General features: G+C 53.6%; 18 protein-coding genes. 8 read left to right on the top strand and 10 right to left on the bottom strand.

Annotation, left to right across the window (positions count from 1 at the left end; genetic code table 11):
- The first annotated feature begins 30 nt into the window (after nt 1–30).
- Nucleotides 31–492, top strand: a complete 462-nt coding sequence (locus JGC47_RS11195) for a GNAT family N-acetyltransferase (RefSeq protein ID WP_004162613.1) — start codon at nt 31–33, stop codon at nt 490–492.
- Nucleotides 493–551: 59 nt separating this feature from the next.
- On the opposite strand, the gene JGC47_RS11190 is transcribed toward JGC47_RS11195, so the two are convergent.
- Complete coding sequence (locus JGC47_RS11190; RefSeq protein WP_013036121.1) at nt 552–2,207, bottom strand: glucan biosynthesis protein D; 1,656 nt, start codon at nt 2,205–2,207, stop codon at nt 552–554.
- A gap of 427 nt (nt 2,208–2,634) precedes the next feature.
- Here JGC47_RS11190 and elaB point away from each other — a divergent pair, with 427 nt between their 5' ends.
- A complete protein-coding gene (gene elaB / locus JGC47_RS11185) occupies nt 2,635–2,943 on the top strand; it encodes a stress response protein ElaB (protein ID WP_004158575.1) in 309 nt (102 codons plus the stop codon).
- A gap of 257 nt (nt 2,944–3,200) precedes the next feature.
- Here the strand turns inward: elaB and kup are convergent, their stop codons facing one another.
- Nucleotides 3,201–5,069 carry a low affinity potassium transporter Kup gene (gene kup, locus JGC47_RS11180; RefSeq protein WP_004158573.1) on the bottom strand — a complete coding sequence of 623 codons (1,869 nt, stop codon included), beginning with the start codon at nt 5,067–5,069 and terminating at the stop codon, nt 3,201–3,203.
- A gap of 261 nt (nt 5,070–5,330) precedes the next feature.
- On the opposite strand from kup, the gene JGC47_RS11175 reads away from it, so the two are divergent.
- The 4 genes from JGC47_RS11175 (at nt 5,331) to JGC47_RS11160 (ending at nt 9,574) form a co-directional block, all read left to right on the top strand.
- Entirely contained in the window at nt 5,331–5,489 is a 159-nt protein-coding gene (locus JGC47_RS11175) for a hypothetical protein (RefSeq protein WP_013036120.1), read from the top strand.
- A 119-nt stretch (nt 5,490–5,608) separates the two neighbouring features.
- A complete protein-coding gene (locus JGC47_RS11170; RefSeq protein ID WP_004158567.1) occupies nt 5,609–6,982 on the top strand; it encodes an alpha,alpha-trehalose-phosphate synthase (UDP-forming) in 1,374 nt (457 codons plus the stop codon).
- A 110-nt stretch (nt 6,983–7,092) separates the two neighbouring features.
- Nucleotides 7,093–8,211: an endonuclease/exonuclease/phosphatase family protein gene (locus JGC47_RS11165; protein ID WP_004158565.1), complete on the top strand. Its 1,119-nt coding sequence runs from the start codon at nt 7,093–7,095 to the stop codon at nt 8,209–8,211.
- Between the two features lie 172 nt (nt 8,212–8,383).
- Nucleotides 8,384–9,574, top strand: coding sequence for a nicotinamide mononucleotide deamidase-related protein YfaY (locus JGC47_RS11160; RefSeq protein ID WP_004158562.1), 1,191 nt, complete (start codon nt 8,384–8,386; stop codon nt 9,572–9,574).
- Nucleotides 9,575–9,713: 139 nt separating this feature from the next.
- On the opposite strand, the gene JGC47_RS11155 is transcribed toward JGC47_RS11160, so the two are convergent.
- The 5 genes from JGC47_RS11155 to ubiG form a co-directional block, all read right to left on the bottom strand.
- Nucleotides 9,714–9,971: a hypothetical protein gene (locus tag JGC47_RS11155; RefSeq protein WP_004164578.1), complete on the bottom strand. Its 258-nt coding sequence runs from the start codon at nt 9,969–9,971 to the stop codon at nt 9,714–9,716.
- Between the two features lie 73 nt (nt 9,972–10,044).
- Entirely contained in the window at nt 10,045–10,305 is a 261-nt protein-coding gene (gene yfaE / locus JGC47_RS11150) for a class I ribonucleotide reductase maintenance protein YfaE (protein WP_004158558.1), read from the bottom strand.
- 2 nt (nt 10,306–10,307) lie between these two features.
- Entirely contained in the window at nt 10,308–11,438 is a 1,131-nt protein-coding gene (nrdB, locus tag JGC47_RS11145; protein ID WP_004158555.1) for a class Ia ribonucleoside-diphosphate reductase subunit beta, read from the bottom strand.
- Nucleotides 11,439–11,488: 50 nt separating this feature from the next.
- Nucleotides 11,489–13,774, bottom strand: a complete 2,286-nt coding sequence (gene nrdA / locus JGC47_RS11140; protein ID WP_004158554.1) for a class 1a ribonucleoside-diphosphate reductase subunit alpha — start codon at nt 13,772–13,774, stop codon at nt 11,489–11,491.
- Nucleotides 13,775–14,266: 492 nt separating this feature from the next.
- Entirely contained in the window at nt 14,267–14,998 is a 732-nt protein-coding gene (gene ubiG, locus JGC47_RS11135; protein WP_004158553.1) for a bifunctional 2-polyprenyl-6-hydroxyphenol methylase/3-demethylubiquinol 3-O-methyltransferase UbiG, read from the bottom strand.
- A gap of 192 nt (nt 14,999–15,190) precedes the next feature.
- Here ubiG and gyrA point away from each other — a divergent pair, with 192 nt between their 5' ends.
- On the top strand, nt 15,191–17,827 hold the full coding sequence (gene gyrA, locus JGC47_RS11130) for a DNA topoisomerase (ATP-hydrolyzing) subunit A (RefSeq protein ID WP_004162608.1): 2,637 nt from the start codon (nt 15,191–15,193) through the stop codon (nt 17,825–17,827).
- Between the two features lie 436 nt (nt 17,828–18,263).
- Nucleotides 18,264–21,134 carry a two-component system sensor histidine kinase RcsC gene (gene rcsC, locus JGC47_RS11125; RefSeq protein WP_013036119.1) on the top strand — a complete coding sequence of 957 codons (2,871 nt, stop codon included), beginning with the start codon at nt 18,264–18,266 and terminating at the stop codon, nt 21,132–21,134.
- Nucleotides 21,135–21,263: 129 nt separating this feature from the next.
- On the opposite strand, the gene rcsB is transcribed toward rcsC, so the two are convergent.
- From rcsB to JGC47_RS11110, 3 genes are read right to left on the bottom strand one after another with little or no spacing between them, the layout of a single operon-like run.
- Nucleotides 21,264–21,911, bottom strand: coding sequence for a response regulator transcription factor RcsB (gene rcsB / locus JGC47_RS11120; RefSeq protein WP_004158545.1), 648 nt, complete (start codon nt 21,909–21,911; stop codon nt 21,264–21,266).
- 1 nt (nt 21,912) lies between these two features.
- Nucleotides 21,913–24,570, bottom strand: a complete 2,658-nt coding sequence (rcsD, locus tag JGC47_RS11115; protein WP_004158542.1) for a phosphotransferase RcsD — start codon at nt 24,568–24,570, stop codon at nt 21,913–21,915.
- A 13-nt stretch (nt 24,571–24,583) separates the two neighbouring features.
- Entirely contained in the window at nt 24,584–25,030 is a 447-nt protein-coding gene (locus tag JGC47_RS11110; protein WP_004162607.1) for a hypothetical protein, read from the bottom strand.
- Nucleotides 25,031–25,224: the final 194 nt, after the last annotated feature.

Below are 25,224 nucleotides of genomic sequence, written 5' to 3'. Positions count from 1 at the left end.
CCCTATTAACGGGTGAAAGAGGGACAGGCTATGGAGATTTTCTGGCAGGATTTGCATCATCGCGACCTCAACACCACCCAGCTGTACCAGCTGCTGGGCTTGCGCAATGCCGTATTTATCGTAGAGCAGCGTTGTGCTTATGCTGATATTGACGGAGCGGATCTGGCCGGTGACAACCGCCATATCCTCGGCGTAGCGCGCGGCAGGCTGGTCGCCTGTGCACGTATTCTTGGCCCGGAAAGCGCGGGTAAGCCAGTGAAAATTGGCAGAGTTGCCGTTGCCGCAGAAGCGCGCGGAATGAGGCTTGGCAATCAGTTGGTGCAGCAGGCGATAGCCAGCTGTGAAAAATACTGGCAGCAGCAGGCTATTTTTCTCTCTGCTCAGGCGCATTTACAGCAGTTTTATCGTCGGCTGGGTTTCAGTGCGGTGAGCGCTGAATATCTGGAGGATGGCATCCGCCATATTGATATGCGGCGAAATCCCCGCTGCTGAAGCGCATATCAACCGTTATGCCAGCAGGAGCCAGGCGGCCCCTGCCGATGATGAGGGATTTAGCCGGCGGTCATTACCCGGTCATCAACATATTTGCGCTTATCCGGCGGCGGCGGGAAATACTGATACAGCCAGGTTTCGCTCAGCGTTTCATCTTTGCTGCGCAGGAACAGGCGCATATCCACAGGATGGGTCGCCTCGCTGTCAGGGTACCAGTCAAACAGAATACGGTAGCCGTCGATCGGCTCGACGTAGAGGATCTCCACCTGCTTAATGGTACCCGATGAGACGTTAAGCACCGGCTCGATGCCTTTCGGCGCGGCAGCTTTTAAATCGCCCCCGACGAAGTCCACCGCGAACCGTCGCGCCCAGACGGCAGGATAGTTTTCTCCTGGCGCCCAGCCTTCCGGGAAGCCCCCCATGCCGGAGCGGGTGGCGTTGACGCGCGACAACCCGCTGCGAACCGGCGGCAGGCCGCTCCAGTAGAGCTTGTAGGAGAAACTGTGCTCGCTTCCGGCCTTAATCGCCACGGCAGGCTGCCAGCAGCAAACGATATTATCCAGCGTTTCGCCCGTGGTCGGGATTTCCATCAGGTTAATAGCGCCTTTGCCCCATTTGCCAACCGGTTCGACCCACAGGCTCGGGCGTTTGTTGTACCAGCCAATCACATCCTGATAGCTGTCAAAGTCATGATTGAGTTGCAGCATGCCAAACCCGCGCGGGTTCTCGTCCTGATAGGCGTTATACGTCAGGCGTTGCGGGTTGTTCAGCGGGCGGCAGATCCACTCGCCGCTGCCGGTCCACATCGCCAGACGATCCGAATCGTGGATCTGCGGATGGATGGTATCGCACATGCGGCGTTCATTGGTGCCGCAGCTGAACATGGTGGTCATCGGCGCGATACCCAGCTGCCGGATATCCTTACGCGCATAGAGGTGGTTTTCTACCTCCATCACCACGCGTTTCTCTTCGCAGTGAATAGTAAATTTAAATGCGCCGGTGCAGCTGGGGCCATCAAGCAGGGTGTAAACCACAAAGGTGGTGTCATCCGCTTTTGGCGTCTCGAACCAGAAAGCGGTGAAGTCAGGAAACTCTTCCTGGCCATTGCTGAAGGTGTTGACAGAAACCCCACGTGCCGACAGGCCGTACTGGAAGGTTTCATCGACTGCACGGAAATAGCTGGCCCCGAGGAAAGAGACGATATCGCGTTTAGCCAGCTCCGGTTTCTTAAACGCGCGGAAGCCGGCAAAGCCGAGATCGGTTTTGCCTTCCAGCTGCCTGGTATCAACCCTGGCGTCATTATAGTTGAACAGTTGCGGACGGAAGTGGATCTCACGCGCTTCACGGCTGGCTTCATCCACAGAGAACATGCGAATACGGCGTTTGAAGCCCATCCCCACATGAAAGAACTGGACGTCAAGCTGGCGGTCGGTGCCATTCCACAATGAGTGGTTAGCATCGTACTGGATTTCGTTATAGGCTTGTGGAGTCAGCGTTGCCAGGGTGTCAGGTAACGGGGCGGGGGCTCCGCCATAAGCTTTACCCGCCATGCTGGCGGCCATTTTTTTTAGCTCGTCAAAATCAAATCGCTTTGCGCTGCCATCGGCAATCCCGTCTTCCGCCCAGGCAGCCTGGGAGAATAACGCAGATAGCCCGGACATCCCACTTAAGGTCGCGAATGCCATTGACGCTTTCATAAACATTCTTCGATTCATGCCGGAAATCATTTCCTCTGGTAGAACGGAGTTTGTAGTGGTCGCAACACCTTCCATCTTTCCGTTGGCAGCAGGGGGCGCACCCCGGTCACTGCTTTCTGGCCGCGGTCGGGTGGTCATCTCCCGCCAGCGAAAATCTGTCTGGTATATTCACATTCGCTCAACCGGATTTGGCCCGGTTACAGGGAGTTACGACAGTCAGCCGGGTAAAAAATTCAGTTCAACCAAAAATTTATCAGATTATTCTAATCAGCGCAGGCATTTTGCTGAATTATCGAGTCAGGAAGGCAGAATTGAGGCGAGATTATTAACTGCCGGACGCCGTCAGCTGGCGTCTTAGCCAACTGCTGACCACTTTACTCAGGCAAAACGCTAAAAACTGTCTATAGTTAGTCGACAAACCTTTATTCGCCCACGGAGGAACAAAATGGCAACGAAGACTGAATCACAAGATACCCGCCTGGATGACGATCTGGCGCTGCTGGCAGAAACGCTGGAATCGGTGCTGAAATCGTCTGGCGACGCGGCAGATGAGAAGTACGTTGAGCTGAAAGCTAAAGCAGAAAAGTCACTTAATGAAGTCAAGTCCCGCCTTGGCAGCGCGTCTGATTCTTACTACGCGCGTGCGAAACAGGCCGCTTGCTGCGCGGATGATTACATCCATGACAAGCCGTGGCATGGCGTTGGCGTGGGTGCCACGCTGGGCCTGGTCATCGGTTTGCTGCTGCGTCGTTAATCTCGTTGGTTATCACAGACGCCCTGTCGGGCGTCTGTTCTACGTTCGCTGTTACTTTCCCCGTACGATCCTCGCGGTAATCTTCTTCAGCTGGTGACCGCCATCGCCTCCGGCAGAACTGGCCAGACTATAGAACCAGTTTGAAATGTTGTCAGCCAGGCATCCTTGCCCTGTGGACCTACGTTATGCGGGCGAAAGCAGTCGGGCGGGGCAATCCAGAGCGGATTAGGCTCCGGACTGGTTTTTTGCCGACAGGATCAGAACTCTTTCTGTCCACCCAGTTCAATCACCCTGTTAGGGGGGATCATAAACTGTGCGTGAGCGCGCAGTGCGTTACGCTGGAAGAAGTGGAATATTCCACCGCTCAGGCGTGCCAGGCCTTTCCTTTTTCTCATCACTAAGGTGTCGTGCGAGGTGAAGAAGGAGGCTTCGTTGACCGTGCATCCAAATCCTTCCAGTCCACAGAGGTGCAGAATATCCTGCATGGATGGCACTTCCTGCCAGCCATAGGAGGCGACGATCTGCCAGAAAGAGGGGGAAAGCTGACGGATTGTTATGCGCTGCTGGTTATGCACCCTTGGCGTGTCACAGGTCCTGATATGCAGCAGGACAACGCGTTCATGCAGCACCCGGTTATGTTTCAGGTTGTGCAGCAGCGCTTGCGGAATTTCGTGTTCTTTCTTGGTCAGGAAGATGGCCGTACCATCGACCCGCTTGGGCGGTAACTTCTCCAGCGAGCTGACCATGGCATTGAGCCCTTCAGCATTATCAGTCAGGCGGCGAATAATCTTCGACCGCTCCGAACTCCAGATATACATCAGAACCAGCATAACCAGCGCCATCAGTACCGGAACCCATCCTCCGGACAACAGTTTGCGCAGGTTAGCGCCGAACAGCGGAACGTCAACCGCCAGCAAGCAAAGAATAAAAGGCACCGAAGCGATTAAAGGCCACTTCCAGTTTTTAATGGCAACCACCCCGGCCAGACACGATGTCAGTACCATCGTCCCCGTGACCACAATGCCGTAGGCAGACGACAGGGAAGAAGAGTGCCGGAAAGCCAGAATAACCGCAGTGACTGCGGCAAAAAGCAGCCAGTTAACCACCGGAATGTAGATCTGGCCCGATTCCGTGGCGGAGGTAAACACAATGCGTACCGGGGGCAAAAAGCCCTGGCGTATTGCCTGCTGGGTCAGGGTGTAAATGCCGGTAATGATCGACTGAGCGGCAATAACGGTAGCCAGCGTGGAAAGAACGATTAACGGGATCTGCGCCCACTGCGGTGCCAGCAGGTAGAAGGGGTTCCTGGCGGTGGCGGTATCGGCCAGAACCAGTGCTCCCTGGCCGAAGTAGTTCAGCACCAGCGCCGGCATGGCCAGAATCAGCCAGGCCAGCCTGATTGGGCGTTTACCCAGGTGCCCCATGTCAGCGTATAGCGCCTCGGCACCGGTTACCGCCAGCACCACCATCCCCAGCGCGGCGAAAGAGATCGCCTGATTGCCTAGCAGGAATTCCAGCGCAAATGCCGGATTAAGCGCATGAAGTATCGCGGGGTTCATCATTATCCCCCTGATACCCATGGCGGCGAGCGTGATAAACCAGATCACCATGACCGGACCAAATACCCGGCTGACCTTTTCAGTTCCGTGCTTCTGGATGATAAAAAGCAGCGTCAGGATGGCAACCGACAGCGGGACGATAAAGCGGTCGAGAGCCGGAGCAACAACCTCAATGCCTTCCACCGCGGACAGCACGGAGATAGCAGGGGTGATAATGCCATCACCGTAGAAAAAGGCACCGCCCGTCAGTCCGGCCAGCACGATGATGCGTGAGGCACGGCTACCCACCTTCTGTCGCGCAAGGGACATCAGCGTGAGAATACCGCCTTCCCCGTCATGGTCGGCACGCATCACAAAGCAGACGTACTTCACCGTAACGATCAGCGTAAGCCCCCAGAAAATCAGGGAAAGAAACCCCATAACGGCCACTTTATTAATGCCGCCGTCGGGCAGTATGGACAGGCATTCTCTAAGGGTATAAAGCGGGCTGGTTCCGATATCACCAAATACGATGCCCGCTGCCGCCAGCATGGCCGTGGGCAAGGGTTGTTTATCTGAAGTTTTCATTTACCGGTCTTATTTTGAGTTAAGTATGACGACATATGATCCTCAACTGGCTCCTGAACGTTCGGCAGATTTTGGCCGTAAAGCGAATCATATTGCCGGTCTACTTTCAGGATAGTGCCGAGAGACGCTGTAAGAGCATACATAAGTACAATATTATTTACGTGATTTATATGTTCAGGGCGAAATTTTTACGGCTTTTTTACACCAAAAGCAGTTTAATGCCTGGCACTAATGTTATCTGAGCCATTAACCGGAAGGGCCATGAAGACGCAGATCACCGCCACTGGCGTAGCACTGCATTACAGCAAAGGCGTTGTGCTCCTTAGCGCGCAACAGGCAGAGCAAAATCCTGTTTCACTTTCAGCGGCCAGAACAGCGTTCTGTTTCAATGGTCGGTTTTTTGCCATCGTCACTAAATAATTGCCCCAACGCGACAGCAAGATGTGAAACAACGGCGGCTGCGATTGAGCATGGCACCCCCCGCGCGTATTCACGTCGTATTGTTTCTTATGCCCGCGTCATAACAAGAGGTAATCCTGATGTCTGGTTTAATCCTGGTATCGCTCAATCAATCCGCTCACTCAACCCTTGCAGCGATTTACACGGGTATTCTGTCACGCCGCAAAGGGACGTGGATCAGCTGGGACGGTACAAGGGAAGCAGCCCCGGCAGACGCCTTACGCCAGCTAACCACCCGTTGCGACCGCGGCTTCAACACCCTGACTTTTCCATTGACTGATGACGAATATGAACTGGGCTATCACGGCTACGTGCATAAAGGGATGTGGCCGGTATTCCACCAGCGGCCCGATTTGGCCCACTTCACCGCTGCGTATCTTCTTCAGTATCAGAGCCTTAATAAAGCCTACGCCCGTGCGGTGACAGAATGCGCCGGGCCAGATGATGATATCTGGATACAGGATTATCACCTGATACCCTGTATAAGACTGATCCGCGAAGCTGGCCTGAATAATCCCGTGGGTTTTTTCCTGCATCAGCCCTTTCCGCCGGGGCTCGGTATAGAAGCCATTCCCGAGTGGCAGTGGTTGGCCGAATCATTGCTTTGCTGCGATCTGATCGGTTTTCAGACGCAGCGCGATATGAACGGTTTTCTGCTGTGGATTGAATCAACATTCCGCATCGAGCGAATTGCTGCCACCGCTTTCAGGGTCCGTGGCCGGACGATTAACGTTGGCGTATTTCCCGCTGGTATCGATAGCCGTGACGCGTTGACGCTGAGTGAAAGCGATGGATGCAGCAGCATTGAGCAGCAGTGCCGGGATTCATTGCCAGAAAGCATCATCCTTAGCGGCGGGCATCTGGATGACAGCGCCGGGCTGCCTTACCGCATCAGCGCGATGGAGGCGCTGTTGCAGGCGCATCCACACTATGTCGGTAACGCCACGCTGCTTCAGCTGGCCTCACCGGCGGCGGGCCATGCGTGCCTGTCGCGGGACATTAGCCATCATCTGGAAAGCCTGTGCGGTGGAATGAATGGCGCGCACGGCACGCTGAACTGGTATCCGGTGAGCTGTCTGACCACGTCCTATAGCCGGGAGCAGCAGGCCGGCATTTATCGTGCCGCACGAGTCGCGCTGGTGACTCCGCTGGTTGCTGGCATGAGCCTGATGGCCAAAATGTATATCGCCCTGCAAAACCCGGACGATCCGGGGGTTCTGGTTTTGTCAAAGTTTGCCGGCGCGGCAGAGCAGATGACAGATGCCATGATTGTTAACCCGTACGATCCGCAGGAGATAGCTGAAGCCATGCATTCGGCCTTGCATCTTCCTCTGGAGGAACGCCGTGAACGGCACGGGCGTCTGTTGAGACAGCTTACCCTTCACGACAGTCATTGGTGGGCGGAGGCATTTTTGTCGCGCTTGCACGAAACAACACGGGGCGAGTCAGCCTGAAACAGTGAAAAACCACTTCCTCTGCCCGTCACCCGTGGCAAAACGTGATATTGACCGGTCGGATAAAGCTGCGCAGCAGTGTTTTTAACAGTAATTAAAGGATAGATTGCATGGTTTTTTTGACATTTTTGACGCTGGTGCTGGTGCTGTTAACCCTCGCCCCTCTTCTGCATTTTCAAGCCTGGTGGATACGCGTTTGGGACTTTCCCCGGTTGCAGCTGGCCATTATGGGGGCAGGCTTCACGCTGGTTAGCCTCTGTTTCAGCAGCCAGCATGGCTGGGCGCTGGTGCTGGCACTGATTAATGCTGGCTGTGCCGCTTATCAATGCTGGTGGATCTACCCCTATACGTCTTTCAGCCCAAAGCAGGTCAAGGATCATCGTGGTTATAGCGATGCTCCTCGTTTACGGGTGATGGTGTCGAATGTCCTTACCCCCAACAGACAGGCAGCGCGGCTATTGGCTCAGGTGCAGGCGGAGCAGCCGGATGTCCTGATTGCACTGGAAACGGACCACTGGTGGCAAGCGCAGCTGGACGTGTTGTCAGCAGATTATCCTTATAGCCTGAAGTGCCCACAGGATAATCTCTATGGGATGCACGTTTACTCGCGCCTGCCGCTTAAAGATGCTGAAATTCAGTTTCTGGTCGACGATGCAATCCCTTCAATGCATATGCTGGTTCAACTGGATGAACAGACGGATGTAAGGCTGCACTGTGTACATCCGATGCCGCCCAGTCCGACGGAGAGCGACGAGTCGACAGACCGGGATGCCGAACTGGTGATGGTGGGTAAAAGCGTGGCATCGGCGGCGCAACCGGTCATTGTCACCGGCGATCTTAATGATGTTGCCTGGTCACGCACCACCCAGCTGTTTTTGAAAATCAGCGGCCTGCTTGACCCACGCCGTGGCCGGGGAATGTTCTGTACTTTCCATGCGGGCTACCCCATTTTACGCTGGCCGCTGGATCACGTTTTCCACAGTCAACATTTTGTCCTGGCAGGCATTCGTCGTTTACAAAATATGGGATCGGACCATTTTCCGATCCTTATCGATCTGGTCTATGCACCGCTTAAAGGTCAGCAACAGGAAAGCCTTGAAAAAGATGCCGCTGACGAAGCCGAAGCGCGGGAGATTATGGCAGCAACGGATTCGACAGTTGACGAGGTACATGTACCCGGTGAGCCAGACAAAAGGCCTCTGGGGCAGGTGACGGGCATAGCGGACTGACGTTCGCTCCGCGAGGGGCCGGTGGTCCTGCGCGGCGCCTGACCCGGCCGCGCGGGGTATTTAAACGATGATTCATTCTCCGGCAGAAACTGATTCAATTACTTAAACTTGCATTGTGTTTCTGACTTGCACTTCATACAGTGTCAAGAATTGCTTATATCCGGAGAGAAAAATGATCAGAGTGGAAATGCTCGCGACAGGTGATGAAGTGCTGCACGGGCAGATCGTCGACAGCAATGCGGCCTGGCTGGCCGCATTGCTGTTGGAGCAGGGCTTAGCGATGACGCGGCGCCAGACGGTGGGTGACAGTCTGGAAGAGCTGGTCGCCGTACTGACCGAACGCAGTCAGGTGGCTGACGTCCTGATCGTTAACGGCGGTCTTGGGCCGACCAGTGACGATCTGAGTGCGCTGGCGGCCGCCACTGCCGCCGGTGTGGCGCTGGAATTTCAGCCGGAATGGCTGACTAAAATGGAGGAGTTCTTCGCCAGTCGTGGCAAAGTGATGGCGGCCAGCAATCGTAAGCAGGCTGAAATCCCCCAGGGTGCGGAGATGATCGACAACCCGGTTGGCACCGCCTGTGGTTTTGCCATGCAGTTGAACCGCTGCTGGATATTCTTCACGCCCGGCGTGCCTTCAGAATATAAGGTGATGGTGACGGATCAAATTCTGCCACGTCTGAAAGCGCGTTACGCGCTTCCGCAACCGCCGCTTTGTTTACGCATGACCACCTTTGGCCGTGGCGAGAGTGACCTGGCATCCGCCATTGAAGCACTACCTCTGCCGGAAGGCGTTGTTATGGGTTATCGCGCCTCAATGCCGATCATCGAACTGAAACTGAATGGCCCGCTGGAAAAGCGCCCTGAAATGGAGCAGTTCTGGCAGCAGGTGCGGGAAATCGCCGGCGACAGCGTCATTTTTGAAGGGCTGGAAACGCTGCCTGAACAGCTGGCACGGCGTTTGAAAGAGCATAAGCTGTTACTGTCGGTCAGTGAGCAGTTCAGCGCCGGATTGCTCCAGTGGCAGCTTAATTCTGCCGGCGCCGCTTTGGCCGCGGGTAATGTGCTGCCCGCTCAGGCCGAGACGCTTGGCTTACTGGCGGCGCGCAGTCAGCAGCTGGCCAACAAGCATCACGCCCATCTGGCGCTGGTCGTAGGAACAATGGAAGACCAGCGCTTAGGCCTTGCGCTGCATACGCCGGAAGGGACTTTCGCGCAGAAAGTGAAGTTCGGTGTCAGCCGGCATGGGCTGAAAGCACGTCAGGATATGGTCGCAATGCTGGCAATGAATATGCTGCGTCGCTGGCTGAACGGTCAGACGGTCACCAGCGGACACGGCTGGATTGAGGTGGTGGAAACCTTGTAGCACTGGCAGAGGAAGCTGACGCCCGCTCAATGGCGTGAGCTTCCGGTTGTGCAAGCCGTTGCGCTTGATGTGTTGGTTATCTCAGTCAGGCGCGTCTGCCCGGCTTCACGAAGTATTTCTCTGACAGAGCGTTTCAGCTTTATGAATAAGAAGCCAGGACACCTTCAAAATACCCCTTAGCAAAGGCGGCCTGAACGCTTTTGTGCCTTACAGTGCCAGCCTGACTATCTGGCAACTCACTGTAATCAATATTCAGAAACTGAGCCTTTGTACGCCCTCGTTCGTAACCCTTCTCATAAGCACAACCGGCACACTTATGTCGGCCATTGAATTTACTTTGATCGTCCGGGAGTGCGCTAAAATCAGGGGAGTAACGATGTTGTTGCTGACAAATCATATTCAACTCCTGTCTGGTATGATTGAAAATCCGTTGAAATTTTCTCGGCTTCCCTGATCAAAGAGGCGGTTACTTACAGCTCAATCTCTATATCGCCGCTGGCCCGGCAGCAGCAGGGCAAAATTTCCCCCGGTTGCACAAAGGCCAGCGGTGTTGCGCTGTAGCTGACTTCACCCTTCAGCAGGCGGGTACGGCAGGAGCCGCAATAGCCTTCACGGCACTGATACTCGACACACACGCGGTGCGATTCCAGCGCTGCCAGCAGGGAAGGGTGCTCGTCGTGGCATTCAAGCTGCGTACCGGAAGTCCGCAGCGTAATGGTCGAACGCGCCATATTTAAAGCTGGAAATCGCTGAGGTCATCAGCGTTGACTTCGGAGTCAATCTGGCCGACCAGATATGAGCTGACTTCCACTTCTTGCGGGGCGACCTGTACGTTATCCGAAACCAGCCATGAATTAATCCACGGGATTGGGTTTGATCGGGTCTTGAACGGCAGATCCAGCCCTACGGCATTCATGCGAATATTGGTAATATATTCAATGTACTGCCACAGGATGTCTTTATTCAGGCCAATCATCGAACCGCCGCTGAACAGGTACTCGGCCCACTCTTTTTCCTGTTCTGCTGCCAGCACAAACAGGTCGTAGCACTCCTGACGACACTCTTTAGCAATTTCTGCCATTTCCGGGTCGTCCACACCGCTGCGCAGCAGGTTCAGCATATGCTGAGTTCCGGTCAGGTGCAGCGCCTCATCGCGGGCAATCAGTTTGATGATCTTGGCATTTCCCTCCATCAGCTCGCGCTCGGCGAAGGCAAAGGAGCAGGCAAAGCTGACATAGAAGCGGATCGCCTCCAGCGCATTGACGCTCATCAGGCAGAGATAAAGCTGTTTTTTCAGCGCGCGCAGGTTAACGGTGACGGTTTTGCCATTGACCTGATGCGTTCCTTCTCCCAGCAGATGCCAGTAGCTGGTCATCTCAATCAGATCGTCGTAGTAGCCGGAAATATCTTTGGCGCGCGACAGGATCTGTTCGTTGGTGACGATATCGTCAAACACCAGCGCCGGGTCGTTAACAATATTGCGAATGATATGAGTATAGGAACGAGAATGGATCGTTTCGGAAAACGCCCAGGTTTCAATCCAGGTTTCCAGTTCTGGAATAGAGATCAGCGGCAGTAGCGCAACGTTCGGGCTGCGCCCCTGAATTGAATCCAGCAGCGTCTGGTATTTCAGATTACTGATAAATATGTGTTTTTCGTGCTCCGGCAGCGCCTGATAGTCTATGCGATCGCGCGAGACGTCAACTTCTTCCGGTCGCCAGAAGAAGGAAAGCTGCTTTTCGATCAGCTTCTCGAAGATATCGTATTTTTGCTGGTCGAAGCGCGCAACGTTAACCGACTGACCGAAGAACATCGGTTCCAACAGCTGATTGTTTTTATTCTGCGAAAACGTGGTGTAAGCCATGATTTACTCCAAAAACGGGGGGCTGGCAGGCCAGCCCCCGGAGATAAAGGTTAGATTTTGCAGGCGCCGCTCTCACAGCCATCGTCCTGAATGGAGGGTACGAGGTCGTCCTGTGAATCTTCTGCTCCGTCGCGGGTATTCTGGTAATAGAGCGTTTTTACGCCGAATTTATAGGCGGTCAGCAAATCTTTCAGCAGCTGTTTCATCGGCACCTTTCCGTTAGCGAAGCGCGTCGGGTCGTAGTTGGTGTTCGACGAAATGGCCTGGTCGACAAACTTCTGCATCAACCCAACCAGCTGCAAATAGCCGTCATTATTCGGCATATCCCATAGCAGCTCATAGTTATCCTTCAGAAGCTCGTACTCGGGCACCACCTGGCGCAGAATACCGTCTTTAGAGGCTTTAATGCTGATATGGCCGCGCGGCGGTTCAATGCCGTTGGTGGCGTTGGAAATTTGTGAAGACGTTTCTGACGGCATCAGAGCAGAAAGCGTGGAGTTACGCAGACCGTGGGTTTTCACTGACTCACGCAGGGCTTCCCAATCGAGCAAGAGCGGGGTATTGCAGATGGCATCCAGGTCTTTTTTGTAGGTATCGATCGGCATAATACCCTGAGCGTAAGTGGTTTCTGCAAACCACGGGCAGGCACCCTGTTCGATTGCCAGCTCGTTGGAGGCTTTCAGCAGCCAGTACTGAATCGCTTCAAATGTCTGATGCGTCAGGATGTTGGCGCTACCGTCAGAGTAACGTACGCCGTGCTTCGCCAGATAGTATGCATAGTTGATCACGCCAATACCCAGGGTACGACGTCCCATTGCCCCACGTTTCGCCGCCGGGATAGGGTAATCCTGGTAGTCAAGCAATGCGTCGAGCGCACGCACCGCCAGCGTTGCCAGCTCCTGTAAATCGTCCAGGCTGTCGATAGCACCAAGGTTAAACGCAGAAAGCGTACAAAGCGCGATTTCACCGTTTTCGTCGTTAACATCCTGCATGGGCTTGGTGGGCAGCGCAATTTCCAGGCACAGGTTCGACTGACGCACCGGCGCGATGGCCGGGTCAAACGGGCTGTGAGTATTGCAGTGGTCCACATTCTGAATATAGATACGACCGGTCGAAGCCCGCTCCTGCATCATCAGGGAGAACAGATCGACGGCCTTCACGCGCTGCTTGCGGATGCTGCCGTCTTGCTCATATTGGGTATACAGGCGTTCGAACTCCTCCTGGTTGGCGAAGAACGCATCGTACAGGCCCGGCACGTCTGACGGGCTGAACAGGGTGATATCTTCGCCCTTCAGCAGGCGTTGATACATCAGCTTGTTGAGCTGTACCCCGTAGTCCATATGGCGTACGCGGTTGCCTTCGACGCCACGGTTATTTTTCAGTACCAGCAGGCTTTCCACTTCCATATGCCACATCGGGTAGAACAGCGTAGCCGCGCCCCCGCGCACGCCGCCCTGAGAGCAGGATTTCACCGCCGTCTGGAAGTGTTTGTAGAACGGAATACAACCGGTATGGAAAGCTTCACCGCCACGGATCGGGCTGCCCAGTGCACGAATACGGCCCGCATTGATACCAATACCGGCACGCTGGGAAACGTACTTCACAATCGCGCTGGAGGTGGCATTGATCGAGTCCAGACTGTCGCCGCACTCAATCAGTACACAGGAGCTGAACTGACGCGTTGGCGTGCGTACGCCGGACATGATCGGCGTTGGCAACGAAATTTTGAAGGTTGAAATCGCGTCATAGAAGCGCTTGACGTAATCCAGACGCGTGGCGCGCGGGTAACCTGAGAACAGGCAGGCGGCGACCAGGATGTACAGGAACTGGGCGCTTTCATAGATATCACCGCTGACGCGGTTCTGCACCAGATACTTGCCTTCCAACTGCTTGACCGCGGCGTAAGAGAAGTTCATATCGCGCCAGTGATCAATAAAGCCATCCATCTGCTCAAACTCTTCAGCGCTGTAGTCCGTTAGCAGATGCGGGTCATATTTACCCATTTCCACCATGCGCGTCACCTGGTCGATCAATTTTGGCGGCTCAAACTGGCCGTAGGCTTTTTTACGCAGGTGGAAGATAGCCAGGCGTGCGGCCATATATTGGTAATCAGGCGCATCACGGGAGATCAGATCGGCGGCTGACTTGATGATAGTTTCATGGATATCAGAAGTGCGGATACCTTCGTAGAACTGGATATGCGAACGCAGTTCAACCTGAGAGACGGAGACGTTTTGCAAATCTTCGGCAGCCCAGTCGAGAACACGGTGGATTTTATCGAGATCGATACGCTCGGTGCGGCCATCGCGTTTGGTTACAAGCAGACTCTGATTCATGTCGCGTTTTACCTGTCCTTAACAAATAATCCCCACGTTTATACACAGGTAGCTCTTTGTGAGTAACTCTGTGGATAAACACAACATATAGGGGGTGAAAGAAGTTCCGATAACAATATAGTGAGTATTCTAGTAACTTCCACGCGGTTAACAAGGCTTGATTTTCGTCTAAAAGTGGGAGTGCGAGGCTGGCTTTTTTCCTAAGTCCGCGTTTCTCAAGGGCCTGTGTCGTTGTCAATGGGTTAAGAATATTTTTAGTTTTTTGACCAGGCGCGGGTTTCTTGTTCAGCCAGGCAACCGGCAACTTTTACTTTGCCGGAAAAATGCGCGCCTTGAATGTCCCTCATCGCCAGTAACAGCATAAGGTATAAGTACGTGCAGCTTAGGGAAGGTGGGCGAACGAAAACAGGCGGAAATAGCCCGTGTTTGATAAGCACCGTTGACATTTCATCAGGCGGAGATTCCCCCGCCAGATGAAAATAACAGGATAAATTAGCCATTCATCGCGCGGTGCGTATGCACCATATAGTTTACGTCAACGCCGGGTGCGAGCTTGAAACGGTTGGTCAGCAGATTATAGTGCAGGCCGATAATATGACGTTCACGCAGCGGCGTTTCATCCACCCAGTTGAGCAGTTCTCCCGGACGGATGAACTTCTTAATATCATGCGTACCGCGAGGCACCATGCGCAGCACGTATTCCGCGCCGATAATCGCCATCAGCCATGATTTGCTGTTGCGGTTGAGGGTGGAGAAAAACACCTCGCCACCCGGTTTCACCAGCCGGGCGCAGGCATGTACCACCGAACGGGGGTCCGGGACGTGCTCCAGCATCTCCATGCAGGTGACCACATCATATTGCCCGGCAAACTGTTCGGCATGTTCTTCTACCGTTTGTTGGACGTAATCCACGGTCACGCCGCTGTCGAGTGCGTGCAAACGCGCGACCTGCAGCGGTTCCGCCCCCATGTCCAGCCCGGTGACATTTGCCCCTTCACGCGCCATGCTTTCGGAAAGGATCCCGCCACCGCAGCCGACATCCAGCACCTTTTTACCAAACAGGCCGTTAGAATGTTGTGAAATCCAGCCAAGGCGCAGCGGATTAATGCGGTGCAGCGGTTTAAATTCACCTTCCAGATCCCACCAGCGTGATGCGACTGCTTCAAACTTGGCGATTTCACTGTTGTCAACGTTGTACGCGTTTGTATTTTGTTCTGTTTTCATTGGGGTATCACTCCAGCCAAAGTGGGTTGCAGTATACATCTTAACGCTTTGTGATGGGCAGAACAGCGCTAAGCTAATCATACAGAAAGTAATTGAGCGCCTGCAGCCACGCTTTCCATTCACCACCAGGACGCAATGTGATATACTTTCGCACCTTTGAATCCGGGATTAAATAGAAAGGAAAGCGCGTCCATGAGCGACCTCGCCCGCGAAATTACACCGGTCAATATCGAAGAAGAGTTAAAGAACTCCTATCTGGATTATGCAATGTCGGTCATCGTTGGCCGTGCGCTGCCAGATGTCCGTGATGGCTTAAAGCCGGTTCACCGCCGTGTGCTTTACGCTATGAACGTGCTCGGTAACGACTGGAACAAAGCTTATAAAAAATCCGCCCGTGTCGTCGGCGACGTTATCGGTAAATATCACCCCCATGGCGACAGCGCCGTCTATGACACCATCGTACGTATGGCGCAGCCATTCTCGCTGCGCTACATGCTGGTCGATGGTCAGGGCAACTTTGGTTCCGTCGATGGCGACTCCGCCGCAGCGATGCGTTACACCGAAGTGCGCATGTCCAAAATCGCTCACGAACTGCTGGCGGATTTGGAAAAAGAGACCGTTGACTTCGTGCCGAACTATGACGGCACCGAACAGATCCCTGAAGTGATGCCAACCCGCATCCCGAACCTGTTGATTAACGGTTCTTCTGGGATCGCCGTGGGTATGGCGACCAATATCCCGCCGCACAACATCACCGAGGTGATCAACGGCTGCCTGGCCTACATCGCTGACGAAAATATTACCGTCGAAGGCCTGATGGAGCATATACCCGGCCCGGACTTCCCGACCGCCGCCATCATCAACGGCCGTCGTGGCATTGAAGAAGCCTATCGTACCGGCCGCGGCAAAATTTATATCCGCGCCCGTGGTGAAGTTGAAGTTGATGCTAAAACCGGCCGCGAAACGATCATCGTGCATGAAATTCCGTATCAGGTGAACAAGGCGCGCCTGATTGAGAAAATCGCCGAGCTGGTGAAAGAGAAGCGTCTGGAAGGCATCAGCGCCTTGCGCGATGAATCCGACAAGGACGGTATGCGTATCGTGATTGAAGTCAAACGCGATGCGGTGGGCGAGGTGGTGCTGAACAATCTCTACTCGTTGACGCAATTGCAGACCTCTTTCGGCATTAACATGGTGGCGCTGCATCAGGGCCAGCCAAAAATCATGCCGCTGAAGGATATCCTTGAAGCCTTCGTGCGTCATCGCCGGGAAGTCATCACCCGCCGTACCATTTTCGAACTGCGCAAAGCGCGTGACCGCGCCCATATCCTTGAAGCGCTGGCCGTGGCGCTGGCCAATATTGACCCAATTATCGAGCTGATCCGTGCCGCACCAACGCCAGCGGAAGCCAAAGCGGGCCTGATTGCCCGCCCGTGGGAACTGGGTAACGTTTCTGCCATGCTGGAGCGTGCGGGCGACAACGCCGCGCGCCCTGAGTGGTTGGAAGAGCAGTACGGCATTCACAACGGGCAGTATTATCTGACCGAGCAGCAGGCCCAGGCGATCCTTGATTTACGCCTGCAGAAACTGACCGGCCTTGAGCACGAAAAACTGCTTGATGAGTACAAAGATCTGTTGGCACAGATTGCCGAACTGCTGCGTATTCTGGCCAGTTCAGAGCGTTTGATGGAAGTGATCCGTGAAGAGCTGGAGCTGATCCGCGATCAGTTCGGTGACAAACGCCGCACCGAAATCACCGCCAATACGGCCGATATCAATATCGAAGACTTGATCAACCAGGAAGATGTGGTTGTCACCCTGTCGCATCAGGGCTACGTTAAGTATCAGCCATTGTCTGATTACGAAGCGCAGCGCCGCGGCGGTAAAGGTAAGTCGGCGGCACGGATCAAAGAAGAAGACTTTATTGACCGCCTGCTGGTGGCCAACACCCATGACACGATCCTGTGCTTCTCCAGCCGGGGCCGTTTGTACTGGATGAAGGTTTACCAGCTGCCGGAAGCCAGCCGTGGTGCGCGAGGGCGTCCTATCGTCAACCTGCTGCCGCTGGAAGCCAACGAGCGTATTACTGCAATTCTGCCGGTGCGTGAATATGCCGAAGGCTGGAATATCTTTATGGCTACCGCCAGCGGAACGGTGAAGAAAACCGCGCTGACTGACTTCAGCCGACCGCGCAGCGCCGGTATTATTGCCGTCAATCTGCGTGATGACGATGAACTGATCGGCGTGTCGCTGACGAACGGTAGTGATGAAGCGATGCTGTTTTCTGCCGCCGGTAAAGTGGTGCGATTCGCGGAGAGCGCGGTGCGTACGATGGGCCGTACCGCCTCCGGCGTACGCGGCATCAAGCTGGCTGAAGGCGACCGCGTGGTGTCGCTGATCGTGCCGCGTGATGATGGCGCTATCATGACCGTGACGCAAAACGGCTACGGTAAACGAACGGCTAACGTCGAATATCCCACCAAGTCGCGTGCGACTCAGGGGGTTATCTCGATCAAGGTAACCGAGCGTAACGGGCCGGTTATCGGTGCGGTGCAGGTGGTCGATGGCGATCAGATCATGATGATCACCGATGCCGGCACGCTGGTACGTACCCGCGTGTCCGAGGTCAGCGTGGTAGGGCGTAACACCCAGGGCGTTATCCTTATCCGCACTGCCGAAGACGAAAACGTGGTAGGGCTGCAACGTGTGGCCGAACCGGTTGCCGAAGAAGAGCTCGACGCTATCGACGGCAGCGCTGCGGAAGGGGACGATGATATCGCCCCTGAAGTGGACACCGATGACGAATCACCTGAAGCCGACGACGAGTAAGCGTTAAACCCCAGTCCGAAAACAGAGCCGGTTCTTTTGAACCGGTTTTTTTTTATCACTGAATGTGGCTAAAGGGTATTTTAATCTGCCTGCAGATACCATAAAGCAAGGGGTTGAGCTACGGACAGAGAGGTTCTGCCGCAATGGCGTTCTGGCGCATGCAGGGCAGCTTGTTCGCCGCTAAGCCGTGGTCAGCAGTCAGTGATTAAGGCGATGGAAAGCCCGGGTTTGCTGACTAATGCTGGTTTTGGCCATGCGCTGCGTCGCATGACCGTTGAAATGCCCTCTTAGCGGCACTATACGCCTGGGAACAGGATGAAAGTGCCGTCAATATCTGCGCAGGATGGCCGGGATAACTGGCTTTTTCTGCCTCCCGGCGCTACTGTATCGGCACTCATTTTTTCTTTTGTCCGCTATGGCTGCCAGTGGGTTACGCTTGAAATATCCTGTCTCGTTTCGCACAACGTTAAAGATCTCTCGCTACTTGTTCCGCGTTCTGGCAATGATGCTGTGGACGCTGGGAGCACTACTGACTGTCTTTTACAATAATAATTTATTACGAGAAAGAGAATCTCAGGTTCGGCATGATTTCACTGCCAGCTACCAGCAGGCTCAGTGGTATGTCCGCCACTCGATGGATGTGATGCGAGAGATAAAATTTATTGCTGACAACCACCTCAATGCTTCAGGAAACAGCGGCAATCTGTGGGGCGGCGATCTCCATCCCCGCACGCTCTTGCAGCCACAGATCGAACCGCTGTATGCCGCATCAGACTGTAACTCTACGCGTCATACTTTGTATAACTCCCTGGGTTCCTTCAGTTATTTTCTTGACTATTGGCGAGATAACTTCGCTTCCACCACTCGTCTTAACAGGGTGCTTTTCGTTGGCGAAGAAGATCAGTGCCTGGCCAGCTTCGATCTGGCGCCGATGCCAGCAGACCGTAGCAGAATGATGAAAGTGTTGCGTGAGCGGATTTCCATCTACCGTAATGGCTCTAAAGAAGAGCGCAAAAATAACCTGTCGTGGGTTGCTCCGGCGGTGCAGCCGGGCGTTGGTAACTACTACATGATCACCCCGGTCTACCTCACCAATAACGTCACTGCGCTGCTGGGGATTGAGCAGAGTGTCCGCATAGAAGATCTGATGACGCCCGGCAGCCTGCCGATGACGGCAATGCTGGTCGACCAGAACAACAGGCTTATCCTTTCTTCAGAGCGCGGCTCAGAGAGCTTTTCAGCAGAAGACCTGCCCGGTGATGCCGTATGGTTTGGCTATATTTCGGGTTACAGCCAGCTGATAATGAAAAAGAAGCTGCCGTCCTCTTCGCTCAGCGTGGTTTATGCCGTTTCGACCAGCGCAATGATTGACAGGTTGAAAATGCTGATGGTTAATTCTGTCCTGCTCAATCTGATCAGCGCCATACTCCTGTTTATTTTTGCCCGCTTGTTCGAACGCAGAATGTTCCTGCCCGCGGAAGAGAATGCTTATCGTCTGGAAGAACAGGAGCAATTTAACCGCAAAATAGTGGCCTCGGCGCCGGTGGGGATCTGCATTCTGCGCACCAGCGACGGCACCAATATTCTTAGCAACGAACTGGCGCATAACTATCTGACATTGCTGACTCAGGAAGACAGACTGCGCCTGACCGAAATGATCTGCGGGCAACAGGTCAATTTTGTTGATGTCCTGACCGGCAGTAATACCAACCTGCAAATCAGTTTTGTCCATTCACGCTATCGTAATGAGAACGTGGCGATTTGCGTACTGGTTGATGTCAGCGCACGTGTGAAAATGGAACAGTCTCTGCACGAGATTGCTCAAGAGGCAGAGCAGGCAAGCCAGTCTAAATCCATGTTCCTGGCGACCGTTAGCCATGAACTTCGCACCCCGCTGTACGGGATCATTGGTAATCTCGACCTGTTAAAAACCAAAGCGCTGCCAGCCGGTGCCGATTCGCTGGTGACGGCGATGAACAACTCTTCCAGCCTGCTACTGAAAATTATCAGCGATATTCTTGATTTCTCTAAGATTGAGTCGGAGCAACTGAAGATTGAACCACGAGAATTCTCACCGCGAGAAGTGATTGCTCATATCACCGCAAATTATCTGGCGATGGCAGTGAAAAAACGCCTTACGCTGTGGTGCTTTATTGACAGCGATGTGCCGGTGCTTCTGGAAGGTGACCCGATGCGTTTGCAGCAGGTCATCTCTAACCTGCTTAATAACGCGATTAAATTCACCCATACTGGCGGTATTATCCTCCAGGCTTATGTCAAAGGCGACTATCTGGCTTTTCGCGTGCGCGACAGCGGGGTTGGGATACCGGCGAAGGAAATTACGCGCCTGTTTGATCCTTTTTTCCAGGTCGGTAGCGGCGTTCAGCGTCATTTCCAGGGCACCGGGCTGGGGCTGGCGATCTGCGAGAAACTAATGAACATGATGGATGGTGATATTGAGGTAGAGTCGGAGCCGGGCATGGGGAGTCAGTTTATCATTCGCATTCCGCTTTATAACAGCCGGGTGGTGACGCTGGAACCGCGTGATGGCCTGCAGGGTAAGCAGTGCTGGCTACAGTTGCGTAATGCCAGCCTGGCCACTTTCCTTAGCCGTTTACTGCATGAGCATGGGATGCAGGTTGAGAACTATGAAGGTCAGGCGGCGGCTGACGACATCATTATTAGCGATCATGAGTTCCAGCCGCTACAGAGCGTGCGTGCGGTGATCCGCTTTGACGGGTGTCATAACGACGCGCCAAGAGAGCTGGCACCCGGGCGATGGATTTGCTCAACGACCACTCCTAATGAACTGCCGCTACTGCTGGGGCGCATCTATCGGGTCGAGGTGGCAGTGCCTGAAGGCACACAGACGGTGCTGACGAAAGCCGGTGAAAACGTTGGAAACGACGATATTCTCATCCTGGTAGTAGACGACCATCCGATCAACCGCATGTTATTGTCCGATCAGCTCGGATCGCTGGGCTACCGGGTGAAAACCGCTCAGGACGGTGTTGATGCGCTCAACGTGATTGGCCGCAACGAGATAGATATTGTGCTGACCGATGTCAATATGCCGAATATGGATGGCTATCGTCTCACGCAGCGCCTGCGTGAACTGGGTAAAACCTTCCCGGTGATAGGCGTAACGGCCAATGCGTTAGCGGAAGAGAAACAGCGCTGTATCGAAGCCGGAATGGATAATTGTCTGTCCAAACCGGTCACGATGGAAACATTGCAGCAGGCATTGTCATTTTATGCCGGGCGGGTAAGAAAGAGCCGGGAAGCGCTAAGTAACAGGTTGCGGTAAGGGTGAACCCGCCGTAATACGGCGGATTTTCAAGAAAACAGGGCCGCCTTGTTATGGCGTATGCCCCTTACAGACGGTGAGATCGACTTTTGATAAGGCCGCCACGGCACATTTAGCGCGGACAAAACCTTATTTATCTACCGGCGTCATGCTTACTGATGACAGGTAGTTAAGCAAAGCAATATCGTTATCTACTCCTAATTTCATCATCGCTGATTTTTTCTGGCTGCTGATGGTTTTAATGCTGCGGTTAAGCTTCTTGGCAATTTCGGTTACCAGGAAACCTTCGGCGAACAGGCGCAGAACTTCGCTCTCTTTCGGTGACAAACGCTTATCACCGTAACCACCCGCGCTGATTTTCTCCAGCAGTTTCGCCACGCTTTCCGGGGTATACTTTTTGCCTTTCTGCAAGGCTGCCAGTGCCTTAGGCAGGTCAGTTGGCGCACCCTGTTTCAGCACGATGCCTTCGATATCAAGATCCAGTACGGCGCTAAGAATGGCCGGGTTGTTGTTCATGGTCAGAACAATGATCGACAGGTCAGGATAATGGCGTTTGATGTATTTGATCAGCGTGATGCCGTCACCGTATTTTTCGCCAGGCATCGAAAGGTCGGTGACCAGCACGTTAGCATCGAGTTTGGACAGGCTGTTAATTAACGCCGTAGAGTCTTCAAACTCGCCAACCACATTGACCCACTCAATTTGCTCGAGTGACTTACGAATGCCGAACAGAACAATAGGATGGTCGTCGGCAATAATGACATTCAGATTATTCATATTATTGGTTACCTTGCTGCAGGAGATCTTTGACATAAGTGTCAACTTCACTGGTGGTATTTTTAATGTTAGTTTCATCACAATGTTGAATGTGACGCTCTAAAGTTTCACAAAGCTGCTTGCCGGGTGATAAATTTAACATGGCAAACACACCTTTCAGCCGATGTGCGGTCTGCGCCAGCGTACTGTAATCCCTGTTTGCAGCTTCATTATACAGTCTCTTGATATCATCTGGTACTGTCTCAATAAAAAGCTGCAGGTAGCCACTGGCAAACAACTGAGCAGTGTCCTGCTGCTCAGCGCCATCGTCAGCCAGCTCATCCTGCGCCAGCTGTTGTTCAATCAGCATCAGCAACGCATCCTGCATTGCCTGACTGATATTGAAATTTACCCGATACTGGTTTCCAGCTAGCGGGGTAAAACCGGGTTCGTCATCCGTGACCAGTAGTGACCATGGGGCTAAATGTTCTGGTTGGTCAGTGATCAGAACATCGTGCAGCTGACCGGAGAAGCGCTCGTCGGGAGTGATACAGCTGGCCCCCCAGTTTTCTAACTGGCGAACGACGATTTTACGCACGTCCTCAACGGTAATATCAATCAGCGCATTAACCCCGTCTAAAAGCTTCTCTTCATGGTCCTGTTGTGGCTCCAGCGGAGCCTGAAGTTCGATGTTATAGCGCGTGCCAATATCCGCACGAGCGCCAATCTCCAGGTGCCCCCCCAGCTGTTTACACAGTTGCTTGCAGAGGAAAAAAGCCATTCCCGACGCCTGGCCGTAGCGATCCTGATAAGTATCACCGAGAAAAGGAAATTCAGCGTTGGCCATCTCTTCAGCGGACAGTCCCGCTCCCGTATCTACAATCTCAATCAGCAACCGATCAAGGCGATCGGTGGGAGAGGTGACGGTGACGCTTATCCGCCCCCAGTTGGTGGTGGTGACGGCGTAATGCAGCAAAGTAGAGAGGATTTTGGCAAAGGCTTTACGATCGCCAAAGCGCGTTTCATCGCTGTTGAGGTGATTGGCAATGGTCAGCGACAGCCCTTTACGCCGTATCATCGGCAGGATTTCGCCCACCCGCTCATCCAGCAGGGATTGCAGTTTGAAGCTGCTGATATCCGGCGTCCAATCGAAGGTCTCTAACTGATTAAGCAAAACGATATCGTCGACCAGACGGCTCAGGGCCTGGGAAGCCTCCAGAGAAGCGTCCAGCTGCTCAGACTCCTGCTTGTGGCCGAGCAGCTGTAAATTGGCAATCACGGTATGTAACGGGCGCTGCAACGCCTGGCCCAGATGCTGTAACAATTGCTGGCGCGACAGGTGATTTTTATCTAATACCTGCTGGGCTTTCTGCAATTTTTTATTTACCAGCAATTCCCGGTCCTGATCGCGCATCATAAACAGCTGTGTATGCGGTGACAGTTCGCTGCGCGCATGGCGGATTTCATAGACTTCGTTATTGACCGTAGCCTGCAACACGCCCTGATGTTGATCGGACATATTGATAATTTTTTGCAGGTTAAGATGAGGCAACAGATGATCGGCAACTTTATTACTGATGATGGTGCGGTTATTGACAAAATCATACACCAGCAGCCCGAGTGGTAGCCTGCCAACGATTTCTTCATTTAGCAGCCGCGCCGCTTCCAGTTCTGAGCTCAGATTTTCACTCGGGCGCAACGACTGCTGGCGCAGCAGGGACAAACCCGCCAGCGACAGTAACAGCAGCCCCAGATTAGCCAGTAGCGGCCATAGCAGATTACGCATGATATCAGCCACCAGGACGGTGATCGGGACGCGATAAATAAGCTGAAGTGGGGTACCGGGCAGGGCGGCAGCAATGGCAATATTCGGATTCATCCAAGTGATATGCGTGCTGCCCCCCGGATTATCTCCCTCTTCAGGGAGCGGGGCAGCATCCTGCTTCAACTGGAAATTATCCAGCGGCATATTGCGCTGGATAATGTCATTAACCGGCAGATCAAAAGCGACCACGGTAGCCAGATGGCCTGGCTGATTAAAAGTCGTGCGCACGGTAAAATAGTGATCGTTTTGCCATGTAAAGCGACGTAATGGTGAGAAGCTCTCGCGCTCATCCAGCGCATTGGCCATCTGCAGCATCTCTGCGCGGCGCGCTTCAACGATATTGCTGATGGCATTATCTTTGTCGCGTATTGTCATATCTTTCAGCGGGAGAGTGGAGATGAGGATCAGGCTGTTATCCTGGCCATTGAGAAAATACATTGACCAGGTGCTGTTTTCCGCTCCCCAAAGGGTATCAAGGTACCCGGACATGCGCTGCGACATATCCAGCGCGGTACTTTCATGCGGACCAAAAATCAGCGCTTCGGTTTTACGCCGGGTTTTGTCTACATAATAGACATCCGGGTGCAGAGGGGTTTCCCGCAAACTGCTGTTTGTTGCGCTACCAACAGCATTGGCCGCCAGATTTTCATAAATCTGCCAGGCGGCCAAACGGTAGGCATCAATGCGTTTTTGCATGGCATGAGTGATGTCTTCCACAGCATAACGCTTTTCCGTTAACCAGGCGTTAACCGCATTGTGGATCATAAATCCGGTGGCCAGTATCAGCACCAGGATAAACACCACAAAAAATCGTGTTACATTGCCGGAAGTTAGCGGAAATTTATATGGCAACATGCTGTAACCCCAATTACCTTGTAATCAGTCGGGCGTTGGCCACCACAACTAAAAGTAGCCAGGCCGTGGTGCGGAACGCCAAAGAGCGGCTGGCAAAAAATAAGATTATTCCGACCGCCATTGGGACGGTCAGAATACCCGTATGTCCTGTGATTGTAATAGACGAAACGGTGAAAGTTGACGCCATTCCATAGCGCTTCCCCGCCGCATCGGGCAATGCTTGCAGCGCGTTATGGGCGGCAAAAATCATCACGGCATGAGCCAGGCTCCAGCCAGCAGGCAGGACGGCTGACAGAAATGGCAGCAGCATGACACGGCCGTTGGCAACGGCACGGTGACAGACAGAGTGGCCGGATAACTCGCCAATGTCAGCAAATAACCCTGGTGCGCGTGGCGCATCTTGAGTCACCCGTGATCCACTCACAAAAGCCCGAACGTCCATTTTATACATTTTATCCATGTGCGTGTCATGTAATCAGTGCCAACTTCTATCACAAGTACGACCAGTTAAAAAGAAAATCCCTTAGTTGAAGAGGCATTAGTCCAACCTTGTGAATTGTGCTAGCTTAATAACCTAAATAATTCCTCTTGTTTATCGGAATATTCCTTTAAAGGCACTTCAATCAGCCGTTGACTGGATGAAATTATCTTATG

Origin of the sequence: Erwinia amylovora (genome assembly GCF_017161565.1) — a bacterium.
Classification (GTDB): domain Bacteria; phylum Pseudomonadota; class Gammaproteobacteria; order Enterobacterales; family Enterobacteriaceae; genus Erwinia; species Erwinia amylovora.
The sequence above is the reverse complement of the archived record's forward strand: the minus strand, read 5'-3'. Positions and strand labels throughout refer to the sequence as shown.

Excerpts from the sequence above, each read along its gene's own strand:
- elaB (WP_004158575.1), top strand. The coding sequence starts at position 2,635 with ATGGCAACGAAGACTGAATCACAAGATACCCGCCTGGATGACGATCTG.
- JGC47_RS11170 (WP_004158567.1), top strand. The coding sequence starts at position 5,609 with ATGTCTGGTTTAATCCTGGTATCGCTCAATCAATCCGCTCACTCAACC.
- rcsB (WP_004158545.1), bottom strand. The coding sequence starts at position 21,911 with ATGAATAATCTGAATGTCATTATTGCCGACGACCATCCTATTGTTCTG.
- gyrA (WP_004162608.1), top strand. The coding sequence starts at position 15,191 with ATGAGCGACCTCGCCCGCGAAATTACACCGGTCAATATCGAAGAAGAG.
- JGC47_RS11165 (WP_004158565.1), top strand. The coding sequence starts at position 7,093 with ATGGTTTTTTTGACATTTTTGACGCTGGTGCTGGTGCTGTTAACCCTC.
- JGC47_RS11155 (WP_004164578.1), bottom strand. The coding sequence starts at position 9,971 with ATGATTTGTCAGCAACAACATCGTTACTCCCCTGATTTTAGCGCACTC.
- ubiG (WP_004158553.1), bottom strand. The coding sequence starts at position 14,998 with ATGAAAACAGAACAAAATACAAACGCGTACAACGTTGACAACAGTGAA.
- JGC47_RS11190 (WP_013036121.1), bottom strand. The coding sequence starts at position 2,207 with ATGAATCGAAGAATGTTTATGAAAGCGTCAATGGCATTCGCGACCTTA.
- JGC47_RS11160 (WP_004158562.1), top strand. The coding sequence starts at position 8,384 with ATGATCAGAGTGGAAATGCTCGCGACAGGTGATGAAGTGCTGCACGGG.
- JGC47_RS11110 (WP_004162607.1), bottom strand. The coding sequence starts at position 25,030 with ATGGATAAAATGTATAAAATGGACGTTCGGGCTTTTGTGAGTGGATCA.
- nrdA (WP_004158554.1), bottom strand. The coding sequence starts at position 13,774 with ATGAATCAGAGTCTGCTTGTAACCAAACGCGATGGCCGCACCGAGCGT.
- rcsD (WP_004158542.1), bottom strand. The coding sequence starts at position 24,570 with ATGTTGCCATATAAATTTCCGCTAACTTCCGGCAATGTAACACGATTT.
- JGC47_RS11195 (WP_004162613.1), top strand. The coding sequence starts at position 31 with ATGGAGATTTTCTGGCAGGATTTGCATCATCGCGACCTCAACACCACC.
- yfaE (WP_004158558.1), bottom strand. The coding sequence starts at position 10,305 with ATGGCGCGTTCGACCATTACGCTGCGGACTTCCGGTACGCAGCTTGAA.
- JGC47_RS11175 (WP_013036120.1), top strand. The coding sequence starts at position 5,331 with ATGAAGACGCAGATCACCGCCACTGGCGTAGCACTGCATTACAGCAAA.
- nrdB (WP_004158555.1), bottom strand. The coding sequence starts at position 11,438 with ATGGCTTACACCACGTTTTCGCAGAATAAAAACAATCAGCTGTTGGAA.
- kup (WP_004158573.1), bottom strand. The coding sequence starts at position 5,069 with ATGAAAACTTCAGATAAACAACCCTTGCCCACGGCCATGCTGGCGGCA.